This is a genomic window from Paludibaculum fermentans, assembly GCF_051172195.1.
In the GTDB taxonomy this organism is placed as follows: Bacteria; Acidobacteriota; Terriglobia; order Bryobacterales; family Bryobacteraceae; genus Paludibaculum; species Paludibaculum fermentans_A.
Genome location: NZ_JBPJAQ010000001.1, coordinates 5,185,600 through 5,202,165, shown reverse-complemented (window position 1 = coordinate 5,202,165; position 16,566 = coordinate 5,185,600). Strand labels below are relative to the sequence as shown.

Annotated in this window: 17 protein-coding genes; 12 read left to right on the top strand and 5 right to left on the bottom strand. The window is 62.2% G+C overall.

What is annotated here, in order from left to right; all coding sequences use genetic code 11:
• Nucleotides 1-39: 39 nt before the first annotated feature.
• Genes rplT through ACR9Y2_RS20970 form a run of 3 tightly spaced genes read left to right on the top strand, consistent with a single transcriptional unit; the run spans nucleotide 40 to nucleotide 1,022 of the window.
• Nucleotides 40-396, top strand: a complete 357-nt coding sequence (gene rplT, locus ACR9Y2_RS20980; protein WP_194451899.1) for a 50S ribosomal protein L20 — start codon at nucleotides 40-42, stop codon at nucleotides 394-396.
• A 17-nt stretch (nucleotides 397-413) separates the two neighbouring features.
• A complete protein-coding gene (locus tag ACR9Y2_RS20975; protein ID WP_194451900.1) occupies nucleotides 414-710 on the top strand; it encodes a hypothetical protein in 297 nt (98 codons plus the stop codon).
• Nucleotides 711-725: 15 nt separating this feature from the next.
• A complete protein-coding gene (locus ACR9Y2_RS20970) occupies nucleotides 726-1,022 on the top strand; it encodes a cell division protein ZapA (protein ID WP_435043612.1) in 297 nt (98 codons plus the stop codon).
• A 325-nt stretch (nucleotides 1,023-1,347) separates the two neighbouring features.
• Here ACR9Y2_RS20970 and ACR9Y2_RS20965 read toward each other — a convergent pair whose 3' ends face one another.
• From ACR9Y2_RS20965 to ACR9Y2_RS20955, 3 genes are all read right to left on the bottom strand, one after another.
• The gene (locus ACR9Y2_RS20965; protein ID WP_435043611.1) at nucleotides 1,348-2,589 is read right to left on the bottom strand and encodes an EAL and HDOD domain-containing protein; all 1,242 of its coding nucleotides are present in this window, start codon (nucleotides 2,587-2,589) and stop codon (nucleotides 1,348-1,350) included.
• Nucleotides 2,590-2,904: 315 nt separating this feature from the next.
• Complete coding sequence (locus tag ACR9Y2_RS20960) at nucleotides 2,905-3,498, bottom strand: RES family NAD+ phosphorylase (RefSeq protein WP_435043610.1); 594 nt, start codon at nucleotides 3,496-3,498, stop codon at nucleotides 2,905-2,907.
• Between the two features lie 8 nt (nucleotides 3,499-3,506).
• On the bottom strand, nucleotides 3,507-4,385 hold the full coding sequence (locus ACR9Y2_RS20955) for a hypothetical protein (protein WP_435043609.1): 879 nt from the start codon (nucleotides 4,383-4,385) through the stop codon (nucleotides 3,507-3,509).
• Nucleotides 4,386-4,605: 220 nt separating this feature from the next.
• On the opposite strand from ACR9Y2_RS20955, the gene ACR9Y2_RS20950 reads away from it, so the two are divergent.
• Nucleotides 4,606-4,833 (top strand): hypothetical protein, encoded by a 228-nt coding sequence (locus ACR9Y2_RS20950; RefSeq protein WP_435043608.1) that lies wholly within the window; start codon nucleotides 4,606-4,608, stop codon nucleotides 4,831-4,833.
• Between the two features lie 67 nt (nucleotides 4,834-4,900).
• On the top strand, nucleotides 4,901-6,283 hold the full coding sequence (locus tag ACR9Y2_RS20945) for a hypothetical protein (protein ID WP_435043607.1): 1,383 nt from the start codon (nucleotides 4,901-4,903) through the stop codon (nucleotides 6,281-6,283).
• A 16-nt stretch (nucleotides 6,284-6,299) separates the two neighbouring features.
• Here the strand turns inward: ACR9Y2_RS20945 and ACR9Y2_RS20940 are convergent, their stop codons facing one another.
• A complete protein-coding gene (locus ACR9Y2_RS20940) occupies nucleotides 6,300-6,776 on the bottom strand; it encodes a hypothetical protein (protein WP_435043606.1) in 477 nt (158 codons plus the stop codon).
• Between the two features lie 35 nt (nucleotides 6,777-6,811).
• Nucleotides 6,812-9,223: an LPS-assembly protein LptD gene (locus tag ACR9Y2_RS20935; RefSeq protein WP_435043605.1), complete on the bottom strand. Its 2,412-nt coding sequence runs from the start codon at nucleotides 9,221-9,223 to the stop codon at nucleotides 6,812-6,814.
• Nucleotides 9,224-9,711: 488 nt separating this feature from the next.
• On the opposite strand from ACR9Y2_RS20935, the gene ACR9Y2_RS20930 reads away from it, so the two are divergent.
• The 7 genes from ACR9Y2_RS20930 (at nucleotide 9,712) to ACR9Y2_RS20900 (ending at nucleotide 16,465) form a co-directional block, all read left to right on the top strand.
• Nucleotides 9,712-10,356, top strand: coding sequence for an RDD family protein (locus tag ACR9Y2_RS20930; protein ID WP_435043604.1), 645 nt, complete (start codon nucleotides 9,712-9,714; stop codon nucleotides 10,354-10,356).
• A 197-nt stretch (nucleotides 10,357-10,553) separates the two neighbouring features.
• Entirely contained in the window at nucleotides 10,554-11,705 is a 1,152-nt protein-coding gene (locus ACR9Y2_RS20925) for a 4Fe-4S dicluster domain-containing protein (RefSeq protein WP_435043603.1), read from the top strand.
• Nucleotides 11,695-12,180 carry a Crp/Fnr family transcriptional regulator gene (locus tag ACR9Y2_RS20920; RefSeq protein ID WP_435043602.1) on the top strand — a complete coding sequence of 162 codons (486 nt, stop codon included), beginning with the start codon at nucleotides 11,695-11,697 and terminating at the stop codon, nucleotides 12,178-12,180. Before ACR9Y2_RS20925 ends, ACR9Y2_RS20920 begins: the two co-directional genes overlap by 11 nt.
• Nucleotides 12,177-13,037 carry an FAD/NAD(P)-binding protein gene (locus ACR9Y2_RS20915; RefSeq protein ID WP_435043601.1) on the top strand — a complete coding sequence of 287 codons (861 nt, stop codon included), beginning with the start codon at nucleotides 12,177-12,179 and terminating at the stop codon, nucleotides 13,035-13,037. Before ACR9Y2_RS20920 ends, ACR9Y2_RS20915 begins: the two co-directional genes overlap by 4 nt.
• The gene (locus ACR9Y2_RS20910) at nucleotides 13,027-13,839 is read left to right on the top strand and encodes an oxidoreductase (RefSeq protein ID WP_435043600.1); all 813 of its coding nucleotides are present in this window, start codon (nucleotides 13,027-13,029) and stop codon (nucleotides 13,837-13,839) included. The genes ACR9Y2_RS20915 and ACR9Y2_RS20910 overlap by 11 nt, the downstream gene beginning before the upstream one ends.
• A complete protein-coding gene (locus ACR9Y2_RS20905) occupies nucleotides 13,836-15,149 on the top strand; it encodes a Ni/Fe hydrogenase subunit alpha (protein WP_435043599.1) in 1,314 nt (437 codons plus the stop codon). The genes ACR9Y2_RS20910 and ACR9Y2_RS20905 overlap by 4 nt, the downstream gene beginning before the upstream one ends.
• 47 nt (nucleotides 15,150-15,196) lie before the next feature.
• Entirely contained in the window at nucleotides 15,197-16,465 is a 1,269-nt protein-coding gene (locus ACR9Y2_RS20900; protein WP_435043598.1) for a polysaccharide pyruvyl transferase family protein, read from the top strand.
• Nucleotides 16,466-16,566 lie beyond the last annotated feature (101 nt).

Genomic DNA, 16,566 nt, shown 5'->3' with positions numbered 1-16,566 from the left:
CACGCCTTTTCGGATGGGCATCTAAACAGGAGATGAAACGTGCCAAGAGTTAAACGATCTACGAACCGCCGCGACGCGCGGCGGAAAACACTGAAGCTGGCAAAAGGCTTCTTCCTCACAAAGAGCAAGCTGTACCGTGCCGCGCAGGAAGCCGTTGAAAAGGCCCTGCGGTATGGTTACGTCGGCCGCCGCCGCAAGAAGCGCGAATACCGTGCCCTGTTCATCCTGCGTGTCAACGCCGGATGCCGCGCCAACGGGACGAGCTATTCGAAGTTCATCGGCGGGCTGAAAAAGGCCGGCATCGAATTGAACCGCAAAATTCTGGCAGACTTGGCTTTGAATGAACCGAAGGCTTTCTCGGCGCTCGTCGAGAAGGCTAAGGCCGCCTTCGTTTAGAGTTCAGGAGACACCTCATGCATCCCATCCGGGAAGAAGAAGACGACATCCTGGCGCGGCTTGAAACCCGCCTGGAGAACGTGACTGGCATCATCACCCGGCTGAAAGATCGAAATGCGGAGCTGGAAGCCCAGCTCCGCGAAGCCCTCTCCGCCCGGGAGGCAGCCGAGACAGCCGCTGCGGAAGCGCAGGAAGAGGCTGTCCGCATGCGTTCAGAAACCGAAGGGTTGCGCAGCCGTCAGAAGCAGGCAGCGACCCGGATCAAAACCCTGCTGTCCCAGGTTGAGCAGATGGATTTGCTCACCGAAGGCTGAGAGGGGAGATACTAAGTGGACGCGGGATCGAACGAGAAGAAGTTGGTGCGTGTCACCATTTTCCAGCAGCCTTACACGCTGCGATCCTCCGGCGAATCCGGTGATACTGAAGCACTCGCCCACGCTGTGGACGACTTAATGAATCAGATCGCCACACGGAGCGCCGGAGCAGATCCGACCCGCGTCGCTGTTTTAGCCTGCCTGCACCTGGCCGACAAGGTGAGGCAACGCGAACAAGAGTACAACCGCCTGCGTACCCGCCTGGAAGGTCTGGAAGAACGCCTCACCGAGACGCTCCAGATCGAAGAGTAAGTCTCCCCGGCAGATAACTGGGGGCCCCAGTTGTCGGCCATTCAATGCTGGATTTACGGGACTGCTGACTCAGCCTGCCTCCTCCCACTGGCCGCCCCTGACGCGGGCACGCACAGGCCAAGGTTCCCCCGCCCCAAAAGCTCCCACCCGAACAGAACGGCAGCCGGCCAATCGAGGACCGGAGCTTCGATCCCGTCCATCTGAGCCCACCGATAGTTGCAGCGCTACAGAGGGTGTTGAGTCGACAGGATGGAAATCTCCAGCCCGGTTAGCTGCTGAATCGGGACGCGGATGGACACGCGGAAAAGCCGCATGCCGATGCGCGCTACGTGTGCACCGCCAGCTCCTCTACTCCGGTGACATCAGTAGTCCAGCGCAGCGCCTGGACATAGGCGTTTCCAGCAGTTTCCAGGGTGATCCCCAATTGTTCGCAGAGCGGCAAGAGTGCCTCTGGAGGGGTGGATTCGTACAACTCCACCAGTTGGACCAGGGTGCTTAGTGCGCTGACGCCGCGGTGCAGCAGGGCGTCCGAGAGTTCCAGGCCTAACCCCAGGTTTTCCACCACCTCGACCTTTGGCAGGCGCAACACCGCATCCATGAGGGAGAACATGCCGGCCATGAACGCCTGTGCCGGGAAGACGAGCGGACCAGTATCCTTCGTTAGCAACTCACACATGCGCGCCCGCGCGAGTGCACTTTCCGTGACCTCGGGACTCCCGCCCGGTGCCAATGTCGGCAATAGGGCAATGGTGATCCAGCGCCGCGTCTCATCCTCGCCCAATCTCATCAGGCACTGCCTGAGGCCGGTAATCTCGCGGCGGGCGCCAAACCGCGCGGAATTGGTGTACTGAATCAGGCGGTAGCAGAGCGCCACATCGCGTTCAATGATAGCCCGGACGGAGTTGAGGGAGAACTCGGCGGACCCCAGTAATTGGAGCAGCTTCAGTTTGGCATGCAGGTTTGACGGGAGAGCTCTTCCTCCAACCACCTTTGGACGGTGCAGAAAGTACCCCTGGAAGTAGTCGTAACCCGCCGCCATGGCCAAGTCATGCTCCTCCTCGGTCTCCACTTTCTCCGCCAGCAACCGCAACCGCCGCGGTTTGAGCGCCCGTGCCAACTTCGCGGCTTCGCCATCTTGTAGAGCCCGAAAGTCCACTTTCACCCAATCGATGACGTCTAACAGCGGCTCAGAGAACTCCTGGCCGATGTAGTCGTCCAGTACGACGAGATAGCCTCGGGCGCGCAATGCCCGGCACATATCCAAAACGTCCTGGTCCGGCACCACATCCTCAAGAATCTCAAGGCCGATCACGTCAGCGGGCAGCGAGAAGATCCTTTCGTCCAGAAGCATGTTGCGGGGCACATTCACCAGCGCGCGCCGGCCTTTAAGGAGGGAGTCCAAGCCAATGTCGAGGAAGCCGGCCGAAAGGACCTGCCACGTCGCCAACTCATCGTTGCGTGTGGAGCAGGTGGCGTCCGGCAGCGCACGAAACAGCAACTCGTAGGCTACCGGCTTGCTGGCCCGATCGTAGATTGCCTGCCGTGCGACGTGTACTTCCTGAGACATACAGCTTTCCGGAGCGTGAGCTCATGGACAACTAGCATCGCCATTGCCGATCTCCCGGCTGGCGACGGCCTGGACACTTATAGTCTGTATCGGCGCAGGACTCTCCCCCCGATAGACCAATTCTAGTGAATAAACAGCATAGACAGGTCTGGAATATACTGTTTGGTCAATAATGAAGCCCTCCAGCTGGGCAACTGTAGGATTCGGCGACAGTCTCCTTGCCTTGAACATCAGAGTGTAGGCCAATCCACACTCTTCGGACTGGTCCCGTCTCGGCGTACAGATTGAGAGTTCCCGGGGTGAGGCGGCCAGCGCCTACAGATCGGTCCCGAACTGGTAGTGATCGAGGATCAGTCCCAACATGCGTCCCTGTTCGGCCCAGGGCCCGCAGGCCTGCGCCAACTCGACGAACGGCAGGCATTTCTCGTAGAGTGCGCAGGCCATCCGCGCTGGATCATGCCGCGACCGGTAGTAGATGCCGTCGACAGCGGCCGGGTGCGCCCGCAGCGCCTCAGACCAACGCTGGGAGTTCCGGTAACCCAGCCCATTTGCCAGACTCCCCTCCGCTCCCAATCTTGTCAGTCCGCCGGAAGAGACCAGATCCACCAGCCGTAGCGTTTTCGAGAAGCGCAGCTTCGACAGCACGCGGGTTCTGAGCTGGGCCGCCGGCACCAGGCGCGTCCGTAGTACGCCGCGGCCGATCGATTCCATAAAAGCGCAATGTTCGTCCGCGCCCAGGTAGAGCACTCCGTAGCCGCCGTCCGGAGCATCCCACCGCTGCGCCTGGCCCCGGCCGAAGAAACAGGGCGCATGGCCCGCCATGTGGCTGCGGCACCAAAGTGCACCTGCCGGCGCGGAGTAAATCAGCGGCTCCCGGCTGTGAAGGTCGGCAGGCGGCGGATGGAACATGCCGGCGATCAGGCCCCTTGCTCTCCATAAGCCGCCGCCGCCCGCAGAACATCAGCAGGTTCCTGCGCTCCAGCCTGCAGGACCTCCAGCGGAGTGCGGTCCTCCAGCAAGCCGTTCGGATTCAGGAAGAACGACATCTGCTCCCAACTGTCGCGGTCCCCCAGAGCCTCCAGCACCGCTTCCAGGTGCGGTAAACCGACCTGCCATGCGGGATACCGGAAGCCTTTCCGCCCCAGTTCCACGCCCAGGAGCTTGTGCTCTTTCCGGCGTTTGTCCACGGCTTGCCGGGTGATCCGCAGCGCGGCCGCAACCTCGGCCGTCGATAGCGCCCCGCCTTCGGCCTCCACCAGCGCACGCTTCATTTCGAGGCCCCGCAGCCGCGCACCTGCCAGCGGATCGTGCGAGCGGATGCTCGCCAGCGCCTCTTCCGTATTCAGCGCCGACAACAACACGCTGTAGTCGGTGGGCGCCTGCACAGCTTCGGCCAGGGTCTTCTCGTCCAGCGACTGCAGGCCCTTGATGGCGCGCAATGACCTTTCGAAGAAGATGTTTCGAACGGGACTGGTCTTTCCCGCCGGTGCGGCCGCGGCGCTCTTCGGAGCTCGAAAGACAAAATGAAACGCCTTCTTGTGCGCCACTTGCTCCACCAGAAAGCCCTTCCCTTCGAGTACGATCACCATCTCATTGGAGGTCTTCCAGGAACACTGCTCGTGCGCGTAGGCGAATTCCAGGTCGGCCAGCCGGGCAATCGGCATCTCGACGTGAACGGCCCCTCCTCGGGTGGTTGTCTTTACACCCGAGAGATTCGCCTTGGCGAACTCGGACTTGAGTGACTGCACGGAGGCGGCCAGGTTCTTCGGTTCCAAAGTGACTACCGTGGTTGCCATAGTTGCATCTCTATTCCAGTGTACAACTAAAGCAACCGGAAAAACCCGGCAGCCGCAACGCCCGGAGCCGGGCCCGCCTTCCCTTATGCCCGTCCAAATCTGTAGGATGTGAAAGCCAGACTGCGGGCGCGGCCGCCATCCGCCCGGCCTCGCCCCGCCCGGCCGTCCTTCGCTCGGCGGGCGCCCGGACAGTCTTTCGCGCGGACAGGAGACCGCACTGATGTCCCAATCCGAATTCACCCGCCGCTCGCTGCTGGCCGCCGCCGCCCTGCCACTGTCCACCGCCGTGGGACAGACCGTCCAGCCGGCTGCCGGCTTCGTCGACATCCTTCGCCCGCCCGATAGCGTGACCGTCCAATTGGAGAAGGAGTTCGTGCCCCTGGCGAAAACGGGCGCGCGTTGGTCCGCCCGGGGGCATCTCGGTAGAAACCGAGCCTCGCGGCGCTGACCTCCCCATCCGCATCGAAGCGCCGCAAACTTCGCTGCTGCGGCTTCACCTGCGCTGGCGGGCGCGGGTGCCTGTCACCTGGCGCGTCCTCAATGAACAATGGGAGCGGAGCTATGGCGACCTGGAATGGCGAGGCATGCTGGGCGAGCGCACACTTCCCTGGTACTTCCTGGCTTTCGACGGGCGAGCCACCCACGGTTACGGCGTCGCCACCGGCAGCAACTCCTTCGCGTTCTGGCAGGCGGACCCGGAAGGGATCTCGCTGTGGCTCGATCTCAGGAACGGCGGCGGAGCGGTCCAACTGGGCCAGCGCGTGCTGGAAGCCGCGGTGGTCCGGACGCGCCGAGGCCCTGCGGGTCAAACGGCCTTCGAGTCGGCCCGTGCATTCTGCCGGATGTTGTGCCCGCAGCCGCGTCTCGCCTCAACACCCATCTACGGCGCGAACAACTGGTATTACGCTTACGGCCGCAACTGTTCGGCCGCCGACATCCGGCGTGATTCCGACATCCTGGCGGAACTGTCCCCCTCCGGCGGCAACCGGCCGTTCATGGTCATTGACGACGGCTGGCAGCTGACCAATACATCCGGGCCCTGGGAACGAGGCAATGCCGGCTTCCCCGATATGGCGAAACTCGCCGCGGACATGAAGAGCCGCGGGGTACGGCCGGGCGTCTGGACGCGTCCTCTTTATACGACAGACCTCATTCCAGAGAGTGCCCGCCTCCGCGGACCGGGCAAAGGGCCCAACTTCACGCTCGATCCGACCGTACCCGAAATGGCGGAGCTCATTCGTCAGGACACGCGTCGTGTCGCTGCCTGGGGCTACGATCTGATCAAGCACGACTACAGCAGCTACGACCTGACCGGGCGCTGGGGTTTCGCCATGGGTTCTGAGATCACGCCAGCGGGCTGGCACTTCGCCGATCGCAGCAGGACGAACGCCGAGGTGATCCTTGCTTTCTACCGCGTCCTCCGCGAAGCCGCCGGCAGCTCCCTGCTGATCGGTTGCAACACCTTCGGCCATCTCGGCGCGGGGCTTTTCGAACTACAGAGAATCGGCGACGACACCAGCGGCCGCGACTTCCACCGGACGCGGCGAATGGGTGTCAACACTCTCGCCTTTCGGGCGTGCCAGCACGACACGTTCTTCGGCGCCGACGCCGATTGTGTTCCCATCACACCGGATGTTCCGTGGGACCTGACAGAGCGATGGCTCGATCTCGTCGCCCGAAGCGGAACCCCGCTCTTCGTCTCCGCCGATCCCCGATCTCTTACGCCGGATGTGAAGCGAGCCGTCCGGGCTGCGCTGGCTTCCGCCGCCCTGAAGCAACCTGTGGCTGAGCCGCTCGACTGGATGGACACCACCACCCCCGGCCGCTGGCGGATCCAGGGCAAAGTCGTCAACTACGACTGGTACGGGACGGAGGGTGGCACGCCATTTCCCAGGTAGGCGCGAAGCGGGGCACTCACTGAACCGGGTCTGAATCGGGATCCGGAGATGGCGGCAGCGGCCGGACCTCCATGTCGTGGATCAGAAGATACTGGTCGCGCGACCAGTAAGGTGGGATGTTATCGATGACGTAACGGAGGAATCGCCCCAGCGCATCGGTCGCGAACTCGCCGAGTTGGTCGGTGTAGTCTTCGGTACCCGGCTTGCTGCCGGAAATCCCCTCTACCCAGATCCGCTTGTACTCGTCGCTGAAAGCCTCCTCCAGCGGACAATCCGGGCGGGCCAGGAAGCTCTCCACCACATGCGTTGGTTCGTCGAAAAGGGTGTCGAAGACAGTATCTCTCTCAACGGGACCATCTATCTTTTGGAACATCTCCGCGGGCGTTTCCAGCCAACCGGCGATCGACCGGTTCCGCCGTTTCAGTTGCTCGCGCAGTTCCGCCAGTTCGGGTTCCCACTCGAAGTCTGATTCAAATCCTGATTCAGGTTCCACTACTACCACTCCGCAAGCCAGGCAGGGCTCGTCGGCTAGAACAGGCGTTCCTGCCGCTTCAGTGTTCCAAAGCTGCCGATGTTCGCGATGACGAACGCCACACGGAACTGATTCTCATTCCTCGACCCGATGTTAAACCGCCTGAATTGACCGCTGAAGGCGCAACAGCTCGTGTTATACGTGAGCTGAGTATTGGCGTACTGCATGGTGGCCGTTTTGTAATCGTAGATCGCCAGGAAGCCGGCATTCCAGCCGCGGCGGTTCTCCTGGCCCAGGCCAATCATGGCTCTCAACTGGTTGGAGGGGGGCGACAGCAATTGGCCCGACGGAGCGTCCGCGCAGAATTGGTCGCGCTGGCCGGGATCCACCGTTACCAGCGGTACGCACGAAACCTTGTTATGTCCTAACGAAACAAAGTAGTTGTCCACGCGAGCATCCGCGGTGATGCTGCTGTTGGTGATCTTGCCGCGCAAGGGGTCGTAGTCGTCGCGCCATTCCACACTGAAACCGGGACGGGGCTGAATGCGCATCGACGATACGATAGGCGAGTAATGCCGGAGTTGGTCCAGAAACGCGTAGGGCGTCAGGTCGGTCGAAGTGAGGAACACATTGCGCTGACCGGGAATCAGGGCGCCGCCAAAGTCGGGATCCAGATAGCGCTTCTGGCGCAACTCCCAACTGAAGAAGTCCAGCACATCGCCCGATTTTGTCTTTGCCCACAGCCGGTTAGCCAGGGAAACTTCAACCTCTGTCGTATTGGCAAGCAGGTCCATCTCATCGAACCGGATGATGCGGTTGAAGTCCTTCACTCCGGAGACGGTGCGGAAGGTAGCCCGCGGTTCGATAGTGTGCTTCAGCTTGGTGCCGATCCACTTCGGGGCGTCGAACACGCGCTCCAGGGTCGGCAGGATCAACTCCGCCGAGAACTCCCGCGTAAATCGGTTGATGTCCTTACCTGTCACCTCTTTGCCGCTCTGCTGCTCGGCGGCCGTGAGGAACGAGGCGCCATAGTACGTTTCCCTGATCGAGAACGCGGGGATCAGGTGGACGTCCTTCCAATGCAGGGCCGTCATGATTCGAGGCTGCGCATCGAAGCGCTGCACCGACTGCCGGGTCTGGAACAGCGGCTGGGTCCGGCGCACGAGACCTGCGCTGGTGTCCCAGGAGATCCACACGGGCAGGACCTTCTCATTGATCTGCTTGTCGCGGCTGTCAAACTCCAACTGCGGCAACTTCTGCACCAGGATCGTGTCGCCGGGCTCCAGGCTCTGGAAGTTCTGCTGCCGGGTGAAGACTAGGTTCAAGTGATAGGTTGACCAGTCTTTCTTGATAAAACCTACACTATTTACTTCAGATACAACGGCTTCGTTAAAGCTCTCTGTGAAGGCCTGGCGGAAAGTCAGGCTACTTAAGTAGTTGAATACGCCACGCGCATAGAAGCCGCCGGGCAGCAGGGCCTTGCCGGTCACCGAAATGATATAACCGCCCTGCTTCAGGCGGGTCCCGTCATCCTGAAGCAGACCTCGATCCTTCACACCATAAACGTATGCATTGAAATCGGAATTCTCAGTCGGCTTGCCGCGGAAGTCAACCGTGTTGGCCAAGCCGCGCTGCGTGAAGTATTGCGGGCGGTAAGTGAGGTCGTAGCTGCGATTGATGGCCCAGAAGTAGCCCAACCCAAACATCAGTCCGCGGCGGTTGCTGTTGCCCACGTTGGGCGTCAGGAAACCGCTGCGCCGCGCATTGCTCGACAGGTCTTTATAGAAGACAGGAGCGTACAGCAAGGGGATCTGCTTCAGGCGCAGCCAGCTCTTGTAGGCCAGTGCACGATCATTCGGGATCAGGTCGATGGTAGGCGCCCTGAGGGTCCACCACGCATTCGGCATTTCGCAATTGGTGATCAGCGCGTCGTGGAGGACGTAGCGATCCTTGAACTTTTCCGCCCAATCACCTTCAAACAAAAAGGGATTGCCGGTAGTCAGAATTCCTGGACGCTGGTCGATTTTCCCATAGGCGGAACCGTGCACCTTGTAGAACGTCCCGGAGCTGGCCTCGAAGTTGAAGTCGATGCGATCCGCCCACAGCTGCTCGCCACTAAGGAAGTTGGTGAAGTGGACATGCCCGCGGGCTTCAGCTATGCCCAACTCGCGGTTGTAGTCGATCTCGTCCGCCACCAGCAGATAGTCGGTGGACTCCACCTCAGCGTTCTCGCGGAGATGGGTGACTTCGCCTTCCTTCTCCTGGCGGATGCCGCGCATCACCACAATGCCGGGTGGTGGTGGGTCTTTGCGGGGGATCTTGGGAATCTCGATTTTGGCGGGTGGAGCTGCTGGAGTAGCGCCGGGTCCCGGACCGAGTCCGGGCGACCGGAACACCTGCCCCCAGCCTAAGGTCGACAGCAGAGAGAAAGCCGCTCCCGCGAGCACCAATTTAGGGAGGGAAGCCATTTCCCTCAATGGACGCATAGGAATGAAGTTCCAGTACAACTTGATCAGGAGTGTCGAAATGTAGTGACAAACTAAGGTACTTATGTTACTTAAGAAAAGACAGTACCGTCGGGCGCGTGCCTCGAACCGCCTGCGGCGCAAATACAAGAGGCTCAAGGCTCAACCCTAGCATGGCAAAAAGGGGACCCGCAAGACGGGATCTCCAGACGACTCGGGGAGCTGAAGCCGATAACCAACCGTCCTGATTGCAGGCGGCGGAGGACGTGCACGTGCGTTGCAGATACTGCGGAGCTGAGAACCATTCCCATCAAATGCGTTGCGCCAAGTGCCAGCGGCGCATGGACGAAGGAAACGGATACTATCCAATCGTTGACGGAGCGGCCGCACCGGAGCTCGAGTACTATCCCGAGACTGTGCCCGCCGAGGCCCCCCAACGGCTCACTACTGTTCATTCCAACCCGACCGTAGCCCGCACTGGAGGCCGCCCTGTGCAGCCGCCACTGTTCCCTTACCGGGAACCGCGCAAGGTTGTAGGGTTGGAGGACTATTCCGCAGGGCAACCCGCGGCCCCGCGGCAGCGTTCCGGCGCCACCCAGAGGACCTCGACAAAGAAACACTCAGCGGGTCAGACGGCCTTCGACTTCGAGGCGCCCGCTCCGCCCAGCAAGCCCTTTAGCCGAGAGATGAACCGCCGCACCGATTATCCGGTGGCGCCTGTCTCGCTGCGAGGCATGGCCGCGCTCTTCGACGCCGGGCTGGTCCTGGGGATGATGGGTTTGTTCCTGCTCACCGTGCGCCTCTCGTTGGGCATGATCCCTACTGGCACCGCGTTCTACTTCTGCTACGGCTTCGCCACCATCCTGATCGCTGGTGTTTACAAGCTGCTGTTCTGCATGTTCGGCCAGGTAACCCTGGGGCTGCAGGGCGCGCACCTGCAGGTGGTCAGCTTCGACGGCCATCGCCCTACGGTGACCCAGCGCTTCGTCCGCATGTTCTCAGGCTGGATCAGTCTTGCCAGCGTCGGCATGGGCGTGTTCTGGTCGCTGGCCGATCGCGAATCGCTCACCTGGCACGACCATATCTCGCAGACGTTCCTCACGCACTACGATCCTGAGGGTGACGACGAGGAATAGACGTGCGGGCTGACGGCTTAGGCCGCCCCTTCCGATTCCAAAGCCTTTAACGTCCGCTTGGCCGAAAACCACGCCAGGCGGACGTTTTTGCTCACACTCCCACCGTGCAACAACCGAAGTCGTCGGCTGGATTAATAATCTAGTATCAGATCTTAATATCTGTTATAGTCTCCGCCAAAGACCATCGGAGGTCGTTCATGCGGAGATCATTCTACCGTCTGGATTGCTCCGTTCTTTCGGCTCTACTGGATCTACTCAAACAGCGGGGGTACTCCCTCCTCGGGCCGCAGGTGTGCGGCAACGCCATCCGGTGGAAGCCATTGGAGCAACTGGCGGATCTTCCCGCCGGACTCACCGCCCGGCTCGCCCCATCTGAGTACCGCCTGCAGGATGGAACCAACGGAGGGTTCTTCCAGCATCCGGGCGGGCTCGACAGCATCAAGCCGATCCTGCATCCGCCGCGGCAGACCATCACTACAATCCGCAAGGCCGGCGACCAGCTTGAAGTCGTGCAGGAAACTCCGCCGTCCATCAAACGGGCGTTCCTGGGTATTCCCGCTTGCGAATTGGCGGCGGTCGCGGCGCTCGATCGCGTGCTCCTGCAAAACGGCGAGGCGGACGAAGTATACAGCGCCAACCGTTCGGAGGCGTTCTTCATCGCAGTGCACTGCACGCACTCGGCGCCAACCTGTTTCTGCGCCTCCATGGGTACCGGACCTCGGGCCAGGACAGGCTTCGACATCGCGCTGACCGAACGTCTGGACGGAGAGCATCCTGAGTTTCTGGCGGAAGCGGGTTCGTCATTGGGGACCAGGTTCCTGGAAGAGGCCAATGCCCCGCCCGCTCCGCCGGAATGGGCGCGCCAGAGTAACGAAGCAACCCAACGCGCCGCCGAGGGGCAAACCCGCAAGGTGAACCGTCAGGCTGTGCGCGAGGTGATCGAAAACACCTTCGATCACCCGCGTTGGGAGCAGACCGCGAAGCGCTGTCTCTCCTGCGGCAACTGCACCTCCTCGTGCCCCACCTGTTTCTGTGTCAATTATGAGGAACAGTCCTCCCTGGACCTCTCCGTCGCGCAGCGGGTGCGGGTGTGGGACTCCTGCTTCACGCACAGCTTCTCCTACATCCACGGAGGCAGCATCCGGCTCACGCCGAAGTCGCGCTTCCGCCAATGGGTCAGCCACAAACTCGCCCGGTGGCACGACCAATTCGGGGTGACAGGCTGCGTGGGCTGCGGCCGCTGTATCGTCTGGTGCCCCGCTGGTATCGACATCACGGAGGAGTTCGCCGTCCTGGAACAGGCGGCAAGCCCCCTCATCACGGCAGGAGGATCACCGCATGGCCACTAGCCAGATTGTTGCCGCCCTGGCGCATCACCCCTTCCTGGACGGGCTCCCGCCCAGCCACCTGGACAAACTCGCCCTGCTCGCCTGCGAAATCACATTCGAGCCAGGACAGGTGATCTTCCGCGAGGGCGACCCTTCCAGCTTCTTCTACCTGATTCTCTCGGGCCGGGTGGCGCTCGAGGTGGCCGCCCCGGGCCGCTTCCTGACCATCCAGACCATTGGAGACGGCGAGGAGTTGGGCTGGTCGTCCCTGCTGGATCAGGTGAACAAGCAGTTTCGAGCGCGCTGTGTCGAACCGGTTTGCGCCCTGGCGTTCGACGGAGCGCGCCTGACGGCTGAGTTTGAGAACGACCATGAGTTCGGCTACATGTTGCTGAGGCGAGTCCTGTCCACGGTAGCCGAGCGGCTACGCGCCACCCGGCTCCAGATGCTGGATGTGTACGCCCGGAAATCCGTCAAAGGAGACCCCGGCCAATGAGTCTGCTTCTCTCTGTCCCTGCGGCGGCCAGGCGTCCGGTCATGCAGCCCGTAGTGGGGCGGGTGCTCCAGCTGGTGAAAGAGACTCACGACACCTTCACCCTGAACATCGAAGCGCCGCCGGGTGATCCGGTCTCGAGTTTCCGGCCCGGGCAGTTCTCCATGCTGTATGTGCACGGGGTGGGCGAACTGCCTATCTCCATCTCGGGCGACCCCGAGCGTCACGACTACCTCACCTACACCATCCGCAGCGTCGGCCAGGTTACCTACCAATTGGTGACGCGTCAGCCAGGGGAGTGCATCGGCTTGCGCGGGCCTTTCGGCACCGCCTGGCCGCTGACCGAGGCGCGCGGCAAGAGCCTGTTGATCGTGGCGGGCGGCATCGGCCTGGCTCCTCTGCGTCCGGCCATCTACCACGTCCTCCGACACCGCGGCGACTACAACCGCCTGGTAGTCCTCTACGGCGGCCGCAGCCCGCGCGACCTGCTCTACCGCAAGGAGTTCGCCGCCTGGGGCATGCTGCCCGATACCCAGACGCTGGCCACCGTAGACTATGGTGGCGTCTCGTGGCGCGGCCATGTGGGCGTCGTCACCGCCATGTTCCGCCACGTCCGCATGCAGCCGGACGAGACCGTGGCCATGCTCTGCGGGCCGGAGATCATGATGCGCTACGCCGGCAGGGAGTTGGAATCCCGCGGCATCCCCGCATCGCGCATCTTCCTCTCCATGGAGCGCAATATGAAGTGCGCAGTCGGTTTTTGCGGACACTGCCAGCTGGGCCCGTATTTTGTCTGCAGGGACGGTCCTGTATTTCCCTTCACCCGGATCAAACCGTATCTCGACCTCTATGAGCTCTAAGTGCCCTCACCCCCGCATCGCGGTCTTCAAATTTGCATCCTGCGACGGCTGCCAGTTGAGCCTGCTCGACCTGGAGGACGAACTGCTCGCCGTGGCGGGCGCGGTCGAACTGGCCTACTTCCCTGAAGCTTCGCGGCGCATGGCCAAAGGCCCCTTCGACATCGCGCTGGTGGAAGGTTCCATCACCACGCACCACGACGCCGAAAGGATCCAACACGTCCGCCGACAGGCGAAGGTCCTCATCAGCATTGGCGCCTGCGCCACGGCCGGCGGCATCCAGTCGCTGCGCAACTGGCAGGACGTCAGCGAGTATGTGCGCACGGTCTACGCCAAACCCGACTTCATCTCCACTTTGAAGATGTCGACGCCCGTTGCCGAACATGTGCCCGTCGATCTGGAACTGCGCGGCTGTCCCATCCAGAAGCATCAATTGCTGGAGGTCATTTGCGCGACGCTGGCGGGACGGAAACCGAATATTCCCACCGGCTCGGTCTGCCTGGAGTGCAAGCGCCAGGGCACCGCGTGTGTGCTGGTCACGGCCGGGATGCCCTGCCTTGGTCCTGTGACCCAGGCGGGCTGCGGAGCCATCTGCCCGGCCTTCGACCGGCCCTGCTATGGCTGTTTCGGTCCCATGGAGAGCGCCAATGCGCCGGCCCTGGCACAACGGTTCCGTGTGCTGGGCCTCACCCAGCCCGAGATCGAGCGAAGCTTCCGCACCTACAACGCCTGGGCCTGGCAGTTCCGGCGAGTGAGTGAACAAACAACCGGCGTACCGCCTGGGAATGAGGTGAGACAGCCATGATCCCCGCGACGGAGGCAGCGTCCAAACAGGGCGTCAACAAGATTGAGGTGCCCGTGCTGGCACGAGTCGAAGGCGAAGGTTCGCTGTTCGTCAAGACGAAGGGCGGCCGCATCATCGATCTCAAACTGAAGATCCCTGAGCCGCCGCGGCTCTTCGAGGGCTTTCTCACGGGCAGGCACTGCACCGAGGCGCCCGACATCACCTCGCGCGTCTGCGGCATCTGCCCCATCGCCTATCAGATGAGTTCGATCCATGCGCTCGAACGGGGGCTTGGCGTGGAAGTCTCCCCGCAAATCCGGGCCTTGCGCCGTCTCCTCTATTGCGGCGAATGGATCGAGTCGCATGCCCTGCATATCTACATGCTTCACGCGCCCGATTTCCTCGGCTGCCAGGATGTCCTCGAACTGGCGGCGCTCAACCGGGACGCCGTGCTGCGGGCACTCCGCCTGAAGAAGATCGGCAACCAACTCGTCTCCATCCTGGGCGGACGGGAGATTCATCCCGTCAGCGCTTGTGTCGGAGGCTTTCACCAGACACCGCGCCCACGGGATCTGGCAGTCCTCGTCCCTGATCTGGAGTGGGCGCTGGAAGCTTCGCTGGAAACGGTGAAGTTCGCCGCTTCCCTGCCCTTCCCCGAGTTTGAAGTCGACTATGAATTCGTCGCTCTGCACCATCCCCGGGAGTATGCAATGAATGAGGGGCGCATCGTCTCCAACGAAGGCCTGGATATCGGCGCGGACGAGTTTGAGGATCATTTCCAGGAGCAGCACCAGCGCCACTCCAACGCTCTGCATTCAGTGGTGAAGGCCCGCCGCTCCTACCTCTGCGGGCCGCTGGCCCGCTTCAATCTGAACTTTGACACTTTGCCTGAGATCGCCGTGCAGGCAGCGACGCAGGCCGACTGCCTCCCGCCTTTGAACAATCCCTTCCGCGGCATCATCGTGCGCGCCGTGGAACTGGTCTTCGCCTGCCACGAGGCTCTGCGGTTGATCGCACAGTACGAACAGCCGGTCCAGCCGAAGGTCCCCCTCCCAATGCGTGCCGCGCGCTGCTCGGCAGCCACTGAGGCCCCGCGTGGATTGCTCTACCACCGCTATGACATCGATCCGGGAGGCCTCATCCAGTCCGCGCGCATCGTCCCGCCCACGGCGCAGAACCTGAAGCGCATCGAAGACGACCTCTGGAGCTATGTACCCAGCCTGCTCGGCCTGCCAAACGACGAAATCGCGTGGCGGGCCGAGCAGGCGATCCGCAATTACGATCCCTGCATCAGTTGTGCCACGCACTTTTTGCGGCTGGACCTGAACTAAGGCAGGCAGGCCCGGGGACAGGGCGGTCGTGACATGCTATGAGCAGCATGTTCACGAGAAGAGCCCTGCTCGGCGCGGCCCTGGCCGGCGCGGCGAGCGCAGCACCCACGCGGAAGGCCGTCCTGTTACGCTCCAGCTGGCAGACGGTCAATATCGGCGACATCACCCATACCCCAGGCGTGCTACGGCTCCTGGACCAATACCTGCCGGAAGCCACCGTGTATCTCTGGCCCAGCTCGATTGACCGCGGCGTCGAGCCCATGCTGCGCCGCGCCTTCCCGAAGCTAAAGATCGCCCAGGGCGCCATTGGCGATGACGGAGAACCAACCACGCCTGAATTGCGCGAGGCCTTCGCCGCCTCCTCCCTCTTCATCCACGGATCCGCCGCCGGTATCTCGGCGCAGAACCACATGCGTCAATGGCACGAGAAAACCAGCGCGCCCTACGGCTGCTTCGGCGTCACGGTGACGTTGTCCAGTGAGGCCGCCAGCACCGCCCTGGATCCGAAGCTGAAAGCCTTGCTCGATGGCGCGGCCTTCGTCTTCACTCGCGAAACCAAGTCGCTGGAGAACCTCAAATCGTCAAACGTCTCGGCCCGCACGATGGGCTTCGCGCCGGATGGCACTTTTAGTTTCGACCTGCGGGACGACCCGGCCGGCGACGCTTTCCGGAAAACCAACGGCCTGGAGCACGGGAAGTTCATCGCGGTGATCCCCCGTCTGCGCCTGACGCCCTATCACCTCATCCGTCAGACCAACTACACGGAAGCCGAAATCCAGCGCCGCACCACCATCAATGATCGCCACAAGGAGGAGGACCACGCCAAACTGCGTGAAGCGATCGTCGCCTACGTCCGTCAGACCGGCGGCAAGGCGCTGCTCTGCCCCGAGATGACCTATGAGCTGGACATCATCGATCCCCTGCTCTACCACCCGCTGCCGGCCGACGTAAAGGCGAAGACCGTGCGCCGCCAGTCGTTCTGGCTGCCGGATGAAGCGGCTTCCATCTACCGGCACGCCGCCGCAGTCGTCAGCAGCGAGTGCCATTCCCCCATCATCGCCGCGGCCCAGGGTACCCCCTGCATGTATGTCCACCAGCCTGAAGACGGGATCAAAGGACAGATGTGGAAAGATATCGGCCTGGGCGACTGGTATTTCGATATCGAGCAAGCTACCGGCCCGGCCATTGCCGCCCGCCTGCTGGACATCACCAGCCGCGCGGATGAGTCCAAACGGAAGGTGAAAGCCGCCGTGGACTTCGCCAGGGGGAAACAGAAGGAGGGCATGAAAGTCGTCCGTGAAACCTGGCTGGGTTGAGTCCGGCCGAAGACACGTTCGTCCCGAATCCGAACACACTTGTACGGTCACCCGGCGCGTAAGCCGCTGATTCCACAGCACTGAGGGGATGGCCCTCGGGT